Origin of the sequence: Acinetobacter nosocomialis (genome assembly GCF_041021905.1) — a bacterium.
Classification (GTDB): domain Bacteria; phylum Pseudomonadota; class Gammaproteobacteria; order Pseudomonadales; family Moraxellaceae; genus Acinetobacter; species Acinetobacter nosocomialis.
Map to the genome: position 1 here is coordinate 3,378,828 of NZ_CP157432.1, position 18,066 is coordinate 3,396,893.

The following is an 18,066-nucleotide window of genomic DNA, read 5'->3' on the forward strand; positions in this document are numbered from 1 at the left end:
ATTCCAAGTTTTATTCTCTATTTTTAATTAGCACAACGGGGTCTTACCGCTTTAAGTTTTACTTGTAGTAGCTAATTCGTTACTTTGGTTTCGCCCAAAGTAACCAAAAGCATTTGTCATCCACAAAACCTGAGGTGCGAATAGCAAAGATTAATAATCTTTGCCGTACCGCAAGGCGAAAGCTATGCTTGAGTTTGAACTACGCACTTTGTTTGTCTTGCGCTCGAAGCAAACGATGTTTGCTTTCCCTCGCTCAGGTTGTGGATGACTCTAGGCACAAGCCATTTTTTTGGAAAACTCCAAAGGTAGTGATTAAAAAGTCGATAACCCTGACCATTCCATAAAGCGATAAATCCAATACTTCACTTTAGACTCGTCTGCATACTTCGCATAATCGACGCTCATCTGTCTACCTTGTAGATTTGACCAAGAAGTATTGAAGTAATCCTGAGCATCTTTAAAAACTTGATCTTGAACTTTGCCTATAACCAACATATCCGTTTCAAGGTTGTAATTTTTTAAATTACGAGCAGTGAAATTGGCAGAACCTACAATCAACTCAGCTTGCTGGTCGTTATATTTCACAATCATTTTGCTATGGTTCTGTTCACCATGCGTGTCACACCAGCGAATTGGTATACCAGCAGTATGTAGTTCTGAAGCAACCTGACGGTTTGGAATACCATTCTTTTGTCTTCCAAATGCATCTTTATTTGGATCAAGCAGAACCCGAACCATAACCCCTCGCGCTTGAGCATTTTTTAGAGCTTGAATAATCTTGCGTTCAGATAAATAGAACATACTTAGATCGAGATGTTCTTTGGGCTTAGCCGAATTAATTAGTTTCAATACAGATTCATAGATTGCACCCTCAGTTAACACTTGAACCTGAGGCTTGGTTATATCTTTTTCGAAGTCACCTAAAATGAGTGATGGTGAGCTACTTCCAGACATCTGCGCAACAGCAGCTTCTGTTTGAAGAATATCAGTAGCTGTGGCTCCTGTTATAACCAACGCCACATTAGAGTGTCTCGAACTACCATCGTGTGGATTTGCTGAAGTGACCAATGATTTCCAACCAGCGTCAGTATCAACAACCAAGGTTTTACGGTGATTCGCTTTAAAATTAAATAGGTTCAGATAACTGCGTAATGTAATTTTTTCATTACCAAAAGGATTGGGTAACCAACCTTTGTCTGGATTATTTCCGATATTTTGGCAACAAATATACCAAAAACCAGACCAAAGTGGATTTGAAGCACGTAAAGGTGCCAGATTCGTTTCGATAACATCAACACCGGCTTGTCGTAATTGCCGATAATGCTCCGGACTTAAACCGCCATAAACTGAGTTAATCGGGTCAGTAATTAATACAATCTGGATTTGACGGTTTTGTCTTTTTTTACTAATCAACGCATTAGTAATTTCCTGCATCAATGGTCTTTGCTTTATTTTTGAATCACCCACCTCTGAATTAAATAAAAACATATCGACCACAATAGTAGTCTTTGCCTCATCAATCATTTTTAAAATTTCATCAAAAATATGTTGATCAAGCTTCTGTTGACCATTGGCATCCAGATAAGTTTTATCTGCTAAAAATTTGACATCGGCATGTCTAAGCTTGCCACTAAAGTTAATGCCCTGTGGTAATGGTTTTACTGTGTGGTAAATTGCCGATGCAATATATGCAATAGCAACAACGCAAAGTAATACCGCCATATAACGACGCCCTGACCAATTTATTTTTTGATGAATTCGCTGAAAAATACGCATAAAAAAGACCTAACTTGATCATTCCAAATTAGGTCTTTTAGCTTGATTTTTCAAGTTTAGTTTCGTGTTAGGCCTTAGAAACTAAAGTTTACACCGACAGTAAAATTACGTCCGACTTGTGGAACATTTGCAAGGAAAGACTCATGTTGATAAATTCGGCTATCAAGCAAGTTGTTGGCATTCAAGAACACTCGATAATCACCAATATTGCTATATTTGCCGTTATAACCAACGCCTAAATTCAGCATGTTATAGCTCTGCCCTTTGGTTTCATAATTAGCAATATCATCTTGTTTGAATACATGATAATACTCGGCAGAACCATCCCATCCATCACCAAAATCTGCTTTAACTTTAGTACCTAAACGCCCACCCGGAATACGTGGTGCATTTTCATTATCAATTTTGCCGCGAACATAATCACCAAATAGCCCTAAATTATATACAGGTGAAATTTGGTAGCTTAGGTCAGCATCGACACCATAGAACTTAGCTGCATCTTGACTATATTGAATAAGACGGAAGCCTTGGAAATCATCCAATGTATTAGCATAAATGAAATTATCAAAACGGTTATGGAACACGCTTACGTTGTATTTCAAAAGATCATTATTAAAGTGCAAACCTAACTCAACATTATTTGAGCGCTCTTTCTTCAGGTCATCATTACCCAACTCATAAGTATTGGTCGCCATATGCACACCGTCCGAATACAACTCTTGAGCAAATGGCAAACGTTCTTGGTGTGATGTTGTGAGGGACAATTTGTATTGCGGAATAAATTCCCAGCTTGCTGTACCAGCAACCGAATATCCAGTACCCGTGTAATTCTTTTGATCTGACTCAATGTCGATAGTTTGATGGTCAATACGCGAAGAAACTGCAAGATTGACGTTATTGATTTGTTTTTGTTGCAAACCAAATACGCTATAACGTTGGGTTTTGCTTGGATCCATAATCGACTCATCACCAACAATATTCAGTTTTTGTTGGGTATATTGCGCGCCAATTTGTCCTGTCCAACCCGCCCAAGCATTATTTTCTAATGTAACTCGGCTATCAATCCCTTTGCTTTTAAAAGTTGTTCCGACATCAGTATTATGCATTTCTTCATGTTGATAGTCGGTATAGCTTGCTTGCGCTGCAACTTTAGCAAAGCCTGCAAACGGGTCTCTTAACTCACCTTTTAAATCATAACGCTTTTCTTTGAGATTAATCCATGAGGCATCATGTTCGTGCTCATGCTCATGTTCGGTTGATGGGTCATCAGTTCCACACACAAGGTGCAAGCCATCACGTTCACATGAACCAAAAAGCTCATTATCGGCAGGAATACCATATTGATCATGACGCTGGCTAAATGAAGCACCGATAAAACCACGATCCCCAATCCAAGATAATCCAGCATTATAATTTTTAGAGTCGGCAAAAGTGCTATCCTGACGACGCTCGTCTGTTTGTAAATCTCTAGGCAAGATATAGTCATTCGCATCGCGCTTTAAACCGCCGACACGTAGCGCAACATGGTCCCCTAAACCGACTGTCGCTTGCCCTGAATATAGTAGCTCATCACTACCTGAGTTGTAGCGGACACCAGCTTTTCCTTGATAGCCCTTGTCTGGCATGCTAGTTGGAATTTTTTCATCAACAACATTTACCAGTCCCCCCACAGAGCCTGCACCATATAATAATGCTTCAGCACCATTTAATATTTGAATATCTTGGGCAGAGTTTGGATCAACCGTAACGGCATGGTCTGGCGATACAGATGAAACATCCATTACATCGCCACCGTTTTGTACGATCTTGACACGTGTACCGTCTTGACCACGAATGACAGGGCGGCTCGCCCCTCCTGTATATTGAGCTGAATAAACCCCTGCTTGACCATTTAAGGCATTACCAATACTCGTTGCACCTTCTGCTAAAGACGTATTATTGGCTGGTGCTGTGGGTTCTGCTTTAACCGTAATTGTTGCCAATTCGGCAGGTTTCTCTTCCTTAGTATTTGTGTCATCCGCTGCCATCACTTGCTGAATAGAAAGTGATAATAATGAGAGAACAAAAAGCTGTGTTTTGAGCTGCATAGTCAATGCCCCATATTTTTTACGTTATATTATAACATTCCAAATGTTTTGCAATAAAAAACATTAACCAAAGGCATGTTTCGTTAGACTCGTTGTTTTGATGATGTGAGAAGCTTCGTTTTCCAATGCCTTTTACAATCTCTCATGCTGTTCTTGCTCCACCGATTGCTAAACTAAGTCGAAACACTCTGCCTGTTGCCGCCCTAGCTATTGGCAGCATGACACCTGACCTTTACCGCTTATTTACAGTTCAGTCAGGTATGCTGACTCATCAATGGAAGGGCTTGCTTTACCCAAACCTTGCATTAGGTTTATTGTTTTGCGTCATTTGGTATTTACTTTATCGACCTGTGGTTTACCGTTTTTTTGGTATTCAGCATGATTTGAAATTAGACTCTTTTAAACGTTTTATCTACTTTTTAATTGGAATTATATTTGCACTCATTATCGGTATTGCCACTCATCTCATTTGGGATGGTCTTACTCATTCTGACTTTCGAACTTTTATCTTCCAAGATTTTTTATCCCAAACGGTTCATTTCTTTGGTCGTCCCTATCCTTTGCATCGACTACTTCAACTCGGTTCTTCTGCTCTAGCATTACCTTTTTTAGGCTGGATGAGTATTCATTACTATCAAAAACATAAACAGCACTGGAAAATAAGTCATAAAATTAAAATTTTTGCATGGTCTCTGTTTATTTTATCTACCCTTTTGGGCTTATTTTCACTTTGGGATTATGCCCGTTACATTCCTCATGAGGTTTGGCATACCGACACCTATTACTTTACAGGTCGATCTATTAATGAATTCATGCAAGGCTGGTTAAGCACTTTTAGTTTAGGGTGCTTATTATTCCTGTTTTTAGATCGACAACAAAGAATGGGCTAATCGGTAAACTTGCTGCCAAATTGCTCATTTTTAGCTAAATTATAGCTGTTTTTTGATCTAGTTCTTGTCGCATGCCATTCAACAGGGCATAATCGAAAACTTACTTTTTTGACGATGCGCGGTTTACGCATCCGTCCTTTCAGCCAATATAGTTTGGATAATCTTCATCATGATGCGAACTCATTACTGTGGCTCTTTAACTGAAGCCCAAATCGACCAAACCGTTACATTATGCGGTTGGGTACATCGTCGCCGTGACCATGGCGGTGTTATTTTCCTTGATATGCGTGACCGTGATGGTCTCGTTCAAGTGGTTATTGACCCAGATACTCCAGAAGCATTTGCAACTGCAGATAAAGCACGTTCTGAATATGTATTAAAAATTACAGGTCGTGTTCGTCGCCGTTATGAAGGTACTGAAAACCCAAATATGGTGAGTGGTCAAATCGAAGTTTTAGGCAAAGAAATCGAAGTTCTTGCTGCTTCTGAAACTCCTCCATTCCCATTAAATGATGACACGATTAACGTGTCAGAAGAACACCGTTTAAAATATCGTTTCTTGGACATTCGCCGTCCTGAAATGTTAGAGCGTTTACGTTTCCGTTCTAAAGTAACTAACTTGATCCGTAACTATTTAGATGATCACGGTTTCTTAGACGTTGAAACTCCGATTTTAACTCGTGCAACTCCTGAAGGTGCACGTGACTATTTAGTACCAAGTCGCGTACAAAATGGTAGCTTCTACGCACTTCCACAATCACCTCAATTGTTTAAACAATTATTGATGGTTGGTGGTATCGATCGTTACTACCAAATCGCGAAATGTTTCCGTGATGAAGACTTACGTGCTGACCGTCAGCCAGAATTCACTCAAATCGACATTGAAACATCGTTCTTAAATGACGATGAAATCATGGATTTGATGGAAGGCATGACTGTTAAACTATTTAATGACTTGCTTGGCGTAAAATTTGAAAAATTCCGCCGCATGCCATATAGCGAAGCGATGCGTGACTATGCATCAGATAAACCAGATTTGCGTATTCCATTGAAACTCGTTGACGTTGCAGATTTAATGCAAGAAGTTGAGTTCAAAGTATTTGCTGGTCCTGCAAAAGACCCTAAAGGCCGTATTGCAGCACTTCGTGTACCTGGTGCAGGTTCATTAACTCGTAGCCAAATTGATGAATACACTAAATTTGTTGGCATCTACGGTGCGAAAGGTTTGGCGTATATCAAAGTCAATGAAATCGAAAAAGGAATTGAAGGTCTTCAATCTCCTATCGTTAAATTCATTGAACCAATCGTAATGAAGTTACTTGAGCGTGTTGGTGCAGAGAATGGCGATATCGTATTCTTCGGTGCTGATAAAGCCAAAGTTGTAAACGATGCTATGGGTGCACTTCGTGTCAAGATCGGTCATGACTTGAACCTTGCAACTTGTGAGTGGGCTCCACTTTGGGTTGTTGACTTCCCAATGTTTGAAGAAACTGACGATGGCAAATGGACTTCTGTTCACCACCCATTCACACTACCTAAATCTAGCGTAGAAGACGTGAAGAGCAATCCAGGCGAAGCACTTTCTGTTGCTTATGACATGGTATTGAACGGTACTGAAGTTGGTGGCGGTTCTCTTCGTATTTACACATTAGAAATGCAAAAAGCGATTTTTGAAGCGCTTGGTATTTCTGATGAAGAAGCAGAAGAGAAATTCAGCTTCTTGCTTAACGCACTTCGTTATGGCGCCCCTCCTCACGGTGGTTTGGCATTTGGTCTTGACCGTTTAGTAATGCTTATGACTGGCGCGACTTCAATTCGTGACGTTATTGCATTCCCTAAAACGAAAACTGCTGAATGTCCACTTACTCAAGCACCTGCTCCTGTTGAAGCAAACCAGCTTCGTGACTTGGGCATCCGCTTACGTGAAAAACCAAAAGCTGAAGAATCTAAATAATTATTAGATTGTGAAATTAAAAAACCCTGCTTATGCAGGGTTTTTTAATAAATAATTTTTAATGAGATATTTCTTTTTCAAAACTCGAAACTGTATTAAATTTTTGTTCAAAAATCTGAATAATTTCTTTTTTTAGTTTTTCAAAATCAACCACTTGTTCATCATCATTTAAACAAATCTGTGGAAAATGCTCATTTTTAATAACATGATTAATTTCAGGAAGATTTTGGATTCTTAAATTAAAATTTTGACCACGCTCAAATATATTTACTGGGCAAAAACGAGCAGAACATAACTGCCACAATCTGAACAAGTACTGATTAACATCTAAAGGCTGTCTAAATCGATGACTTGATACTTCCTTTAAGTAGTTTTCTTCTTTTTCCCAAACCTCTTCAAATATCGATTTCAAAAACGGTTGAGGTAAATGATTACTATAAAAGCTTGAGAATTTTCGATTATATAAACTTAAAAAGTTACCCCAATTATTACTGATTGAATAACGATGATTAAAAAGTGCGTAAGGATTTTTTCGAAATAATTTTCTCTTATCAAAATATTTATTAATAATCGCAACATCGGTCAAAGCAACAGCACCTAAAAAGTTCTCTTCTCCCACTACCATTAAAGGCTGTAGTCTAACTCCATCGCAAGGTAGACCATTTCTAAAGAAAAACTCCGGTTCTAGGGGGCTATTAATAAAAGTATCATCATTAAAATAGACAAAGTGCTCTGCAAGGCCTTCTATTTTATGAATATTAATTTCGATAGCATGAGAGTTAAAAGTAGGTAAATAGTCTGGATTTATTATTTGATCATGGGTCACCAAGTTTAATTTTGGATGATTTTGTACTAAAAATTCTGGAAAATGACCACAAGTTACTAGATGAATTTTTCGTACCCAAGGACAGAATTTTTCAACAGATCTAAACCAATATTGAAGATTATCCCAATCACGATAACGGCATTCATCAATGACCTCAGTCACCTGTGTATTTGCTTCTTTAGATTTATAATATTTATAATCTTGCTGCCATTTAGTATCAGTTGAGTCGACCCAAATCATTACAAAATCAATAGGCTGCATTATTCTCCCCTCAGCTAAATTCAACAAGATAATGAAAGTTTTAGCAAATAAGAGGGATATTACTATTTATTAATGTTAATTAAAGTTCACAATTCCTTCATATTTTTATTATTTCTAAACAATTTCGTTAATTCATAGTCTATTGAGGTGACAGTGGGCAAATGGCATAATAGCTGCTCTCTTCTCCCGCATGGTAATTGATTATGGCAATGCGTCCTGACGTTCGTCGACATGCTTTAGTCGTGATTGTATTCTCTCTTGCGCAATGGTTTTTCATGCGCTATATCCTTTCACATGAACTATTTAATTTAACGACCAACCAACGCATTCTTTATTTCTGTGTAAGCAGCCTCGCAGGTGCATTACTTATTTTTGTAGCACTCATTTATATGGTGCTTAAAGGAAATGCGGATAAAAATTAATATCCGCCCCTTCATAAGAATTAGATAATTCTCAACCTATTTTCCAATATAGTTTTCACATAACTGAAGCAATTCCGGATGTCTATCATGCTGATGGACAATCGGAATAATTTCTTGTTTGCGATTGATAATAAAACCTTGATCATTAACTGCAATTTGATCTATTGGATACAGCCCAAGCGTTACAATAATAGATTCAAATGGCTGACAACGAATTGTGTTTGCTAACTCATTAGTAATTAATAATTTATTATGCATGGCTTGATCATAAATTCTTTCAGACATTTTTTGATATGGCTGTTTGCAGAATTCTTCAATCATCTTATTGATGTAGACGTTAATTGATTCATAATCCCCAATAGTGACCCCAGAACAAGACACTTGCTTATCTTTTGCAAAATTATAAAAACTCTCTCCATATGCATCTAGAATCCATTTTTGGTTATATTGCTCAGTGCCTATCGTAAAGGCTGGATTTTCCATTCCTACAAATAACCCTTTACCAAGATTTTTAAAAGGATTACTTTGGAAAAAAACGTCTCGAACATCAGTTAGCAATACATGTGAAGCATCAGAATTGCTTTCTACAATTTCCTTATATTCAAAGAAACGGCTCACATGCGGATAACCTGTGATTTTAAGCGCTTTTATCTTTGATGCAGAGTTTTCCTCATTTACTGTTAAGCTAATAATTCTCTTTAGAATATTTTTAAAAAATTTAAATTTATAAATCCCAGAATATTTTGACTTTGATTTAAACTTACCAATCGTTGAAATTTTAAAGTCAATTTTAAATTTCTTAATGTGAGAAAATGCAGTAACAAACTCTGCAAGTTGCTCTCGATATATAATTAAAACCAAGACCCCATCAAAATCCGACTTTTCCAAAGAACGCACAAAAGAAGAGATAAGGTCAGCCTGATATCCTGTTGCTGACCCAATAATAATATTTTTTTGCTTGATCATAAAATTAATAATGAAAACGAATGAGAGGCCTAAATTATATATTTATTAAGTATATATTTCTTTAATTTAACTCTGAGGTATCGCAAAAAATCACTCTCGTCTTGAGAATGCGAACCGATCAAACTTCTTTCTTTTTCCAAATAGCTTAAAGCATCATTGTTCTCAATAATGGGATGATCGAATAAGAAACTGACATAAAAACTAAATTCACCACGCCCAACGAGGTCTTGCCAGTGGTCATAAATTTTTATCGGTTGATGATAATCGACCAACATCTGTGCCATTTTACGATCTACCACATAGGCATAAGCGTAGGCAAGTTTTTCAAGATAGTCGTAATCAACTTTCAAAATTTTCTGGTTATATAATTCTTCAGGTAAAAGTTTTCCGCGAACTCGGTTGCAAATTTTCATTTGAATACCACCCAAGCTTAAGAAAAAGCAAGGACCTAAATTCAAAGAAAGGATGTGTTTTTCTAAATCTTGGAAATCAATTTCAAATCGTTCGATTACATCATCTTCAAAAATGATGGCATATTCTTCATCAGAGCTTAAAAAATCTTTTAATGCAGCAATATGAGACATGGCACAGCCTAGTTCACCAGGCGTCATTGGTTTCTTCTTGCCCGCTACACCCTGCTCAAAATACTCACTAACACTTAAATTTTTCCCTATAACCCCAAATTGCTTAAATTCATCGCGATATTTATAAAATGTTGCTTGAGAAAACAACTTTTTTAAGCGCTCACTATTCGTAGATTCAATACTGATTAAATATTTTTTCATTTCATTCAAATGTTAAAATGAGTCTGGGATAGTCTATCTAATTATAGTTATATCGAGTGTAAAATTTAATGCTAAATCGCCTCATCCAAAAAAAATGGTACAAGTACCAACAAGCAAAAAAAGCGAAAACTTTTGACTCCCATTGGTATATGCGTTTTGGCTGGTTAGAACAACCTTTTACAACACTTGAGCAATTAGATTCCCTCTTTGAAATCCACTCCCCTAGAAAGTTTACCTTTGCAGATAGTTTTTATGCTTATGAAAATGATCGTCACTTTATCTTCTTTGAAGAAGTTGATGATGAGCATCCTGTAGGCTTTCTTTCTGTTTTAGAAGTCTTTAAAGATGGTACATACACATCGCCTGAACCTATTTTAAAGCTCGACTATCACCTATCTTATCCTTGTGTATTTAAAATAGATAATACTTGGTACATGGTACCAGAGACTTTTAGCAACAAAACAATCGAACTTTGGAAATGTACTGATTTTCCACTAAAATGGAAAAAGCATTCTAATCTTTTAGAGAATATTGAAGCAGTTGACACCACACCCTTTTATCATGAAGGTTTATGGTATCTTTTTACTTCTACACGTCGTGACTGTAAGAAATTTGGTGATCGTTTAGATTTATTCTTTACCGAGGATATTTTAAATCCTAACTGGCAAGAACACCCAATGAACCCAGTGTGTAAAGGAAAAATTCAATTTAGGATGGCTGGAAAACCTTTTTTCTATCAGAATAAACTGGTTCGCCCAAGTCAAGACTCTCTAAAACGTTATGGTGGACATATTGAACTTAAGGAAATCATAAAATTAAGTCCAAAGGAATATGAAGAAAAACTGTACGAAACAATATATCCTGAATGGAGCAAAGATGATGATGGATGTCACACTATTGATGTACATTCAAACTTCATTGTTATGGATGCGATCCGTTTGACAGAAAAAGATAATTAGCGTTGTTGTCTCAACGCTAATTTATAAATATCTAGTGTTTTATTAACCATTGCATTTAAAGACAATTCAGCCTCAGCTTTATCAAATGCAGGCTTAAAGTCATGATGAATATGCTCAAAGTTTTTAATCGCAACTTTAATTAAATTATTAATTTCTAATACGGTATTATCTTTTGCTATATATTTTTCTGGAATAAATTCTCTTACCATACCAACATCAGTGGCAATTACAGGTTTATGTACCAATAATGCTTCTGCAACAATTAAAGGTCCTCCTTCTCTCAAGGAAGATACCATCACTAAATCACTTGCTGCCAAGTAGGGATAAATATCTTGCTGATAACCAACTAATTTAATTTTATCCTGTAAATGCAGATCTTGAATTAACTGACTTAAATGTTCTTGCTCTGGTCCCTCACCTAATATTTCTAGCTGAATATCCAAACCTTGCCATGCTTCTATAAGTCGATCAAAGCCTTTTACTGGATCTAATCGGCCAATTGCGATAACTTTTTTTAGAGTTGTTCTAGGTATATCGGCAGTCAATCCTTTTTCCTGAGCCACACCATTATAAACAACATGAACCGGTCGATACTCACTCACTTTATCGGCAACCGCCTGACTTACAGTTATTACCTCATTAAAATGCCGATAGCTACGCATATTATTTTTCATACCATGAATGGTTGCCACACTTGGTACTTTTAAAAACGGTAGAAGAAAACTCAAAATTTTTGAAGCTTTTCCACCTTGAGCATGGACAACATCAGGAGCAATTTTTCTAATTTCTTTAAAAAGAGAATAGAGAAGACCGATATTCATTCTTCCTTTGGAAAAATCAAAATAATGACAATGAAGATGCTCTATTTTAGGTAGTGTATTTTGATAGTTTAAGTCTAAAAATAAATGGACTTCTTGCTTTTGTGATAATTCTGCACAGAGTTGGAAAGTATGCTTTTCTAACCCACCGATTTTCCCACCATCTGTCGCCATAATCTGAACAATTTTCATAGCTTGCCTACTTATTTTTTATCTTTATTCATCGTCTGTTCAAACAGTTTGGCTTCTTTTAGAAATGCATAAAACGCGTTAATCATACTATTTACGAAACCACGCCAACCATTTAAGAAACTACGGCGAATAAAATAAGACTTCATAAAAGTCACTGGCATCACCAAAACCAATTTTGCAATGCTTGGAGACTTTCCTTTTTGGAATTTCTCTAATGCTTTTAAGTTGGAATATTGGTTATTTTTTTCGACTTTAACGAAAATACTCGACTCACCATAATGATAAATATCGTGTTGAGCGCGCTGAGATTCACCATCTACAATTACATTTTCATGGACTTTATTGGCAAGATCATAATGCCCTTTAGACTTACGGAAAAAACGCACTTTCGCATGTTTCTTAGTATGTTTACTGTTCGGAACACCTAAAAATACATCATTAATTGGAGTGATTAATGCATCAAGCTTGTTCTGCTGAATAGTCTCAACAATCTCTTGTTTTAATTCATTAGATAAGACTTCGTCGCCATCTAAATTGAGTACCCAATCATTTCGGCATTTTGCTAAGGCCAAACTTTTTTGCCCAGCATAACCCTGCCAGTCTTGATGAGAAATTTGGGTATTTTCAAAGCGCTTTGCAATTTCATAAGTATTATCAGTACTACCTGAGTCTAAAATAATAACTTCATCAAACTCACTGACACTTTGCAAAGTTCGCTCTAACCAAGCACCACAGTTTAAAGTGACAATATAAACACTACATGGAATTTTATTCATAACTTATAACGTCCTTTAGCAAGGGCGATACGCATCTGTAAAGCATTCATGGCACCATGCGTGCTGACACGTGGAATATTAAATTGGTTATCTACTTCATACGCTTCGATTTTTTTACGAGTCGATACTGCATTTTTAAAGCCAATATCTTGGGCCATTTTCTGGTGCTTTTCATTAAAACGACCAAATGGATAAGCAAAGCTAGGGCATTTTCCAACTAATGCTTCAACATCACGCTTAGACTGAAGCATCTCATTGTAAGCCGTTTGGTCATCAAGCTTAAGCAAGTTCACATGATGTTGAGTATGCGCACCGAACTCAATCAAACCAGAGTTCGCCATTTCATGGATTTGATCGTGAGTGAGCTTTTCAATACCTTCAATTTGCGTCGCCAAATAAATGGTTGCCTTTGCATTATATTTTTTAAGTAATGGATAGGCATAAAGATAGTTATCCATAAAGCCATCGTCAAAACTTAAAGCAACCACATTCTTTTGATTCCGATATTGTTCAAGCTCAGAAACAAAGCAGAAGATAGCCCCTTTACGCGTCAACAACTGTAAGAGTTGTTCAAACTTTTCAGGGGGCATGTTCATACCAGAGGCTGCATCCTTAGGGGTAACCTGATGCAACATCACTATGCGTGGTAGTTTGTTCGAACGGAACGGAAGCCAGAATGTATAATTACCCAGCACATATAACAGTGCAGCAAGTATTAATAGGCCTACCGCAACGTACAAAAACCACATCATGCATAAACCTCATGTGACCATTCATAATTTTCTGAAAGGGGCTGCTTAAATGTCACCTCAACCATAAATTGAGTGATACGTTTAGCATTGAAAGATTTACGCGTTTTCTCCCAGCCCTCTTTCGCTATTTTTTCAGCCTGCTCTGGATTTTGATCAAAGAATTGGATCTTCTTGGCCAAGTCAAACTGATCATCAAAGTAAACCACTTCCTGCTCAGTGTAGAGTTTCTCAAAATCTGGAATTCTTGGACTAAAGGTGAGTAAACCATTACCAGTCAACTGTACAATACGGTCAGAACTATACAAGGTTACATCATTACGACGTGAGTAATTAAGTCCCATTTTTGTTTCAGACAGAACCTTATAATAAGCTTTACCGTAAACACCAGGTTGCTCAAAACAACCATAATATTGATAGTTTACATGACCTTGTTGCAGGGCATCTGCCAAATCTTTTAAGAATTTTTCACGTTCAGGTTCTTTATAGACCACACCACAGAAAATAAATGTCTTGTCAGTCTTAGAGTTTGAAAATTGCTGTAGTGTTTCAACGTTACGATGACCCACATTAGGCAGATAGGCTACGCTTAAATGAGGCTGCTTTAACCTCTGTAAATACTCACCACCCGTCGTACAAAAGATAGCGTCTAAATACGGGGAGAATGCTTTTACAAAGCCAAGTTTGCTCTCTAAATAAAGCGGATCAACATACCAAAATGCAATTTTAGTATTTGGATAAGATTCTTTAATTTGTCTTAGAACATCTGGACTCATCAAGTCACTATGTCCAATGAGCACCAAATCGGGTTCAATGTTATTGACGACTTTTAATACTTCTTTGTTGGCCCAATTGGCACCCAATTTTTTTGTTTTAAAAATCGTCCCCATTCGTGCCATATCACGAAAACTAAAATCATAAACGAAATGGCCATTTTCAATTAATCCGGCAGAAATTTTACGGTCTGTACAGTAAAAATGCGCGCCTTGTTTATTAAAGCCAAAATTTGCGATATGCAATATTTTCATTCTAAACTCTATAATTCCATCAATTCTGGAGATGAACTAAAATATTATATCATGCCTTAATTTATGTAGACCGTGTTATCAAAATATAGGATGATATCGCGCTTTTACACTTGGAACAGCTTGGCGTGATTTTTCGATTCAAAACAGGAAAGTTATGGTTCTTTATTTATTGCTTTATGCTGCTTGTTCCATCATGCATTATTTCCAGTGATGGTTTTTTCAAAGCTTTATATCCGCTTATTTTTTTCGTTTTTTTAATTTATCATTACCGCCGTTTTTTCTGGCTTAGTTTACCTATTTATCTTTTAAGCCCTTTTGCACTGTACTATGAAATTACCTATAACGCCCCAACTGAAATTTCAGTGTGGCTCACAATTTTAGGTAGCTCTACAACTGAAGGCAAAGTTTATTTATCGACATTAGATCTCCCTTTAGCAATTGGTTTGATTATTGCTTACATCATTCCTTTGATTTTCTTTTATTATTTCATTCCAAATCAAAAATTAAGCACTCCAATATGGCTACGTATTTTAGCCTTATGTCTTATTTTTTCGCCAATTCAACGCTACCTTAAAGCACCTGATCATCAGCAAGGGTTTCTAAATGTATATCGCCATTTTAAACAATCTTACCCCTTAAATTTACTTCTTGGTTTACCAGCAGCGAGTCTTGAAGTAAATCGAGTAAAAGACTTCATAGCCACACAAAACGAAATTGAATGTACACAAGTTAAGGAAACTCGCCCTACCATTACAGTACTAGTTATTGGGGAAAGTGCTCGACGCGACCGTTTAAGTTTGTTTGGCTATACCAAAAATAATACAACGCCTTATCTAGAAAAATATAAGAAAGATTTATGGTTATTTAATAATACGATTTCAGGTTCTTATATGACCAGTAAGTCTGTACCGACCTTATTAACAGGAAAGTTAAACGGGACTGATAATTTAAGCCCTTCTATTGTGAATGCTTTCAATGCAGCAGGCTACAAAACTTACTGGTTTAGCGCACAATCTCAATATGGAGAATATGATTCTCTTGTTTCAGCGTATGCGTCTTCTGCTCAAGAAACCCAATTTTTGACGCAACATTCATATTCAGCCTCACTAGAAACTCATTATGATGAGGAGCTACTCAAATCATTTGATCGAGCTTTGGCAGAAAAAACACACCATAAATTCATTGTGTTACACCTTTATGGTTCACATGCAGATTTTGCAAAACGCTATCCACCACAATTTAATAAATTTAAAGATACCTATGACAATACGGTACTTTATACAGACTATCTGCTCAATGAAGTTATTCAAAAATTAAAAGCAACCAATGTGGACGCCAACTTAATTTACACATCTGACCATGGTCTTAATCTTGGAGAATGTAAAGAAAATAGTTCACTGCATTTAGACATGAAAAATAATTTTGATGTTCCGTTAATTATGTGGAGTTCAAACTCATGGAAGCAACATCATCCAGAAATGGCGAGTACTCTTTCTAAAGAACAAAGTAGTGCTATTAGCTCAATTAATATATTACCTACACTCTTAGATATGAGAGGTATTCATTGTAAAAACATTTCTCAAGAGAGATCGTTATTTAATTCGAAATACAAAACATACCCAAGAGAAATTTTAGCAACATCAGAAACAGTCAACTATGATAAAGGTCACGATGACAGCCAATGTCATTTAGTAAGCTGATACACAACCCGATCCGCTTCCTGCAGGACCTGTCCTTCAGGAAGCAAATTTATATCAAATACATTTGCTATTAACTTTTTCTCTAGCAGTATATCAACCGAATTGGTAATACGATCTTGTTTGAGTCTGTCCATTGCAATCACACCGACTCGGCAACCTGCAGTAAGTGCCTCATAAATCATAGAAACACTATCTTCGGTTACCCACACAGCTTCTGCCTTTTGCATTTCCTCAAAAATCCAGCCTTGAGGAGTTTGCTCAACCGGACATATCTGCAAACGCTTAGCAAAGCTTTGTTGTTTTAAAATATCAGTGAAACCTACAGGAGTCCGACGTGAGGTGGTCAGGATAATCTCAGAATTTGAATTACACTCAACAATTTTTTGGACACTTAATAATACTTTTTCATGGTTCCACTGATGTCGTTTAGATGAACCGCCCAATGCAATTAAAATTCTGCCTGCCTGATGTCGGTTTTCATTACGAATTGGATTCAATGCTCCACGCGTAACAATAACGCGCTCATTTGAAAGAATACCGTCATGCTCTGGAATCACAGCATAGTCAAACCAAGCAATAGGTAAATTTGGCTTCATTAAAATAACAGTGTTCGCCTTTTTAAAAACTTTACCCAGCAACCAGACACGAAAGTGAGTGTGGCTCCCCACTCCAAATATGAAATCGGGTGCTTGCTGAAGTAGAGAAGTTTTTGAAGAGAAAAGCGCTTTAATTAAGGAAATAATAGGCAAGTCATTAATAGAAACTTCTTCAAAAGTTGCATTTGCCTGCTGTCTTTGCATTGCCTGAAACAAGCCTAAAGCCTGTGAACGATGCCCTGCTTTACCATCAGAGACATAGACAATATGCATAAAAGCTCCCTAACTAAAAAATAAAAAAGGCGAAACCAATGTTCGCCTTTTCATGTTAACGGATTAACTTATTTTACGTAAGTTAACCAGTGTTCATATTTTGGATTTTTACCTTGAACTGCGTCAAAGAAAGTCTTTTGGATTTCAGTGGTAATTGGACCACGGCAACCCGCACCGATTTGACGGTCATCGTATTCACGGATTGGTGTAACTTCAGCAGCAGTACCTGTGAAGAATGCTTCATCGGCAATATAGAATTCGTCACGTGTAATACGGCGCTCAACAACTTGGTAACCAAGATCTCTAGCAATCGTCATCACAGTTTGACGTGTAATACCGTCAAGTGCACCACCAGCGATATCTGGAGTATGTAAAACACCATCTTTAATCAAGAATACGTTTTCACCAGAACCTTGGCACACATAACCTTGTGGGTCCATAAGCATTGCTTCATCGTAACCAGAGTGCGCAACTTCTTGGTGAGCAAGAATTGATAATGTGTAGTTACCAGATGCTTTTGCTTTACACATGGTCACGTTTGGATGGTGGTGAGTAAATGATGAAGTTTTAACGCGAATACCTTTAGCCATCGCTTCATCACCAAGGTATGCGCCCCACGCCCATGCTGCTACTGCGGCATGAATGGTGTTATTTGTTGCAGCAATGCCTAGTTTTTCTGAACCGATCCAAATAAGCGGACGTAAATAGCAAGAAGCTAATTTGTTTTCACGAACAACATCGATTTGTGCTTGCTCAAGCGCTGCTTGGTCATACGGTACTTTCATTTGATAAATTTTTGCTGAATTTAACAAACGTTTTGTGTGGTCTTGAAGACGGAAAATTGCAGTACCCTTAGGAGTTTCATAAGCACGAACACCCTCAAATACGCCCATACTGTAGTGTAGAGTATGAGTTAAAACGTGAATCTTTGCATCACGCCAATCAATTAATTGTCCATCTTGCCAAATAAAACCATCACGATCAGCCAAATTCATGGAACACTCCAAA

16 protein-coding genes are annotated in these 18,066 nt (G+C 37.0%); 5 read left to right on the forward strand and 11 right to left on the reverse strand.

Annotation, left to right across the window (positions count from 1 at the left end; all coding sequences use genetic code 11):
• Nucleotides 1-312: 312 nt before the first annotated feature.
• Both ABLC00_RS15695 and znuD read right to left on the reverse strand, forming a co-directional pair.
• Nucleotides 313-1,776, reverse strand: coding sequence for a phospholipase D family protein (locus tag ABLC00_RS15695; RefSeq protein ID WP_004885286.1), 1,464 nt, complete (start codon nt 1,774-1,776; stop codon nt 313-315).
• A 74-nt stretch (nt 1,777-1,850) separates the two neighbouring features.
• Nucleotides 1,851-3,863 carry a zinc piracy TonB-dependent receptor ZnuD gene (gene znuD / locus ABLC00_RS15700; protein WP_004885285.1) on the reverse strand — a complete coding sequence of 671 codons (2,013 nt, stop codon included), beginning with the start codon at nt 3,861-3,863 and terminating at the stop codon, nt 1,851-1,853.
• Nucleotides 3,864-3,988: 125 nt separating this feature from the next.
• Here znuD and ABLC00_RS15705 point away from each other — a divergent pair, with 125 nt between their 5' ends.
• Nucleotides 3,989-4,753 carry a DUF4184 family protein gene (locus ABLC00_RS15705; RefSeq protein WP_004711963.1) on the forward strand — a complete coding sequence of 255 codons (765 nt, stop codon included), beginning with the start codon at nt 3,989-3,991 and terminating at the stop codon, nt 4,751-4,753.
• A 169-nt stretch (nt 4,754-4,922) separates the two neighbouring features.
• On the forward strand, nt 4,923-6,707 hold the full coding sequence (gene aspS, locus ABLC00_RS15710; RefSeq protein ID WP_004711960.1) for an aspartate--tRNA ligase: 1,785 nt from the start codon (nt 4,923-4,925) through the stop codon (nt 6,705-6,707).
• A gap of 58 nt (nt 6,708-6,765) precedes the next feature.
• On the opposite strand, the gene ABLC00_RS15715 is transcribed toward aspS, so the two are convergent.
• A complete protein-coding gene (locus ABLC00_RS15715) occupies nt 6,766-7,794 on the reverse strand; it encodes a stealth conserved region 3 domain-containing protein (protein ID WP_004885281.1) in 1,029 nt (342 codons plus the stop codon).
• 203 nt (nt 7,795-7,997) lie between these two features.
• Between ABLC00_RS15715 and ABLC00_RS15720 the strand changes: the two genes are divergently transcribed.
• Nucleotides 7,998-8,216: a hypothetical protein gene (locus tag ABLC00_RS15720; RefSeq protein WP_004711956.1), complete on the forward strand. Its 219-nt coding sequence runs from the start codon at nt 7,998-8,000 to the stop codon at nt 8,214-8,216.
• Between the two features lie 36 nt (nt 8,217-8,252).
• Here the strand turns inward: ABLC00_RS15720 and ABLC00_RS15725 are convergent, their stop codons facing one another.
• Both ABLC00_RS15725 and ABLC00_RS15730 read right to left on the reverse strand, forming a co-directional pair.
• A complete protein-coding gene (locus ABLC00_RS15725) occupies nt 8,253-9,182 on the reverse strand; it encodes a hypothetical protein (protein WP_004885279.1) in 930 nt (309 codons plus the stop codon).
• Nucleotides 9,183-9,211: 29 nt separating this feature from the next.
• Complete coding sequence (locus tag ABLC00_RS15730; protein WP_004885278.1) at nt 9,212-9,967, reverse strand: glycosyltransferase family 25 protein; 756 nt, start codon at nt 9,965-9,967, stop codon at nt 9,212-9,214.
• 68 nt (nt 9,968-10,035) lie between these two features.
• On the opposite strand from ABLC00_RS15730, the gene ABLC00_RS15735 reads away from it, so the two are divergent.
• Nucleotides 10,036-10,926: a hypothetical protein gene (locus ABLC00_RS15735; RefSeq protein WP_004885275.1), complete on the forward strand. Its 891-nt coding sequence runs from the start codon at nt 10,036-10,038 to the stop codon at nt 10,924-10,926.
• On the opposite strand, the gene ABLC00_RS15740 is transcribed toward ABLC00_RS15735, so the two are convergent.
• Genes ABLC00_RS15740 through ABLC00_RS15755 form a run of 4 tightly spaced genes read right to left on the reverse strand, consistent with a single transcriptional unit; the run spans nt 10,923 to nt 14,489 of the window.
• A complete protein-coding gene (locus ABLC00_RS15740; protein WP_004885274.1) occupies nt 10,923-11,936 on the reverse strand; it encodes a glycosyltransferase in 1,014 nt (337 codons plus the stop codon). The genes ABLC00_RS15735 and ABLC00_RS15740 overlap by 4 nt on opposite strands.
• A gap of 11 nt (nt 11,937-11,947) precedes the next feature.
• Nucleotides 11,948-12,712 (reverse strand): glycosyltransferase family 2 protein, encoded by a 765-nt coding sequence (locus ABLC00_RS15745; protein ID WP_004885272.1) that lies wholly within the window; start codon nt 12,710-12,712, stop codon nt 11,948-11,950.
• Nucleotides 12,709-13,464, reverse strand: coding sequence for a polysaccharide deacetylase family protein (locus ABLC00_RS15750; protein WP_004885270.1), 756 nt, complete (start codon nt 13,462-13,464; stop codon nt 12,709-12,711). The genes ABLC00_RS15745 and ABLC00_RS15750 overlap by 4 nt, the downstream gene beginning before the upstream one ends.
• The gene (locus ABLC00_RS15755) at nt 13,461-14,489 is read right to left on the reverse strand and encodes a glycosyltransferase (RefSeq protein ID WP_004885268.1); all 1,029 of its coding nucleotides are present in this window, start codon (nt 14,487-14,489) and stop codon (nt 13,461-13,463) included. The genes ABLC00_RS15750 and ABLC00_RS15755 overlap by 4 nt, the downstream gene beginning before the upstream one ends.
• A 125-nt stretch (nt 14,490-14,614) precedes the next feature.
• Here ABLC00_RS15755 and ABLC00_RS15760 point away from each other — a divergent pair, with 125 nt between their 5' ends.
• Nucleotides 14,615-16,189: a phosphoethanolamine transferase gene (locus tag ABLC00_RS15760; RefSeq protein WP_227509139.1), complete on the forward strand. Its 1,575-nt coding sequence runs from the start codon at nt 14,615-14,617 to the stop codon at nt 16,187-16,189.
• Here ABLC00_RS15760 and ABLC00_RS15765 read toward each other — a convergent pair.
• Both ABLC00_RS15765 and ABLC00_RS15770 read right to left on the reverse strand, forming a co-directional pair.
• On the reverse strand, nt 16,174-17,058 hold the full coding sequence (locus ABLC00_RS15765) for a mitochondrial fission ELM1 family protein (RefSeq protein WP_004885265.1): 885 nt from the start codon (nt 17,056-17,058) through the stop codon (nt 16,174-16,176). The genes ABLC00_RS15760 and ABLC00_RS15765 overlap by 16 nt on opposite strands.
• Nucleotides 17,059-17,126: 68 nt before the next feature.
• Nucleotides 17,127-18,053, reverse strand: a complete 927-nt coding sequence (locus tag ABLC00_RS15770; RefSeq protein WP_004885263.1) for a branched-chain amino acid transaminase — start codon at nt 18,051-18,053, stop codon at nt 17,127-17,129.
• Nucleotides 18,054-18,066: the final 13 nt, after the last annotated feature.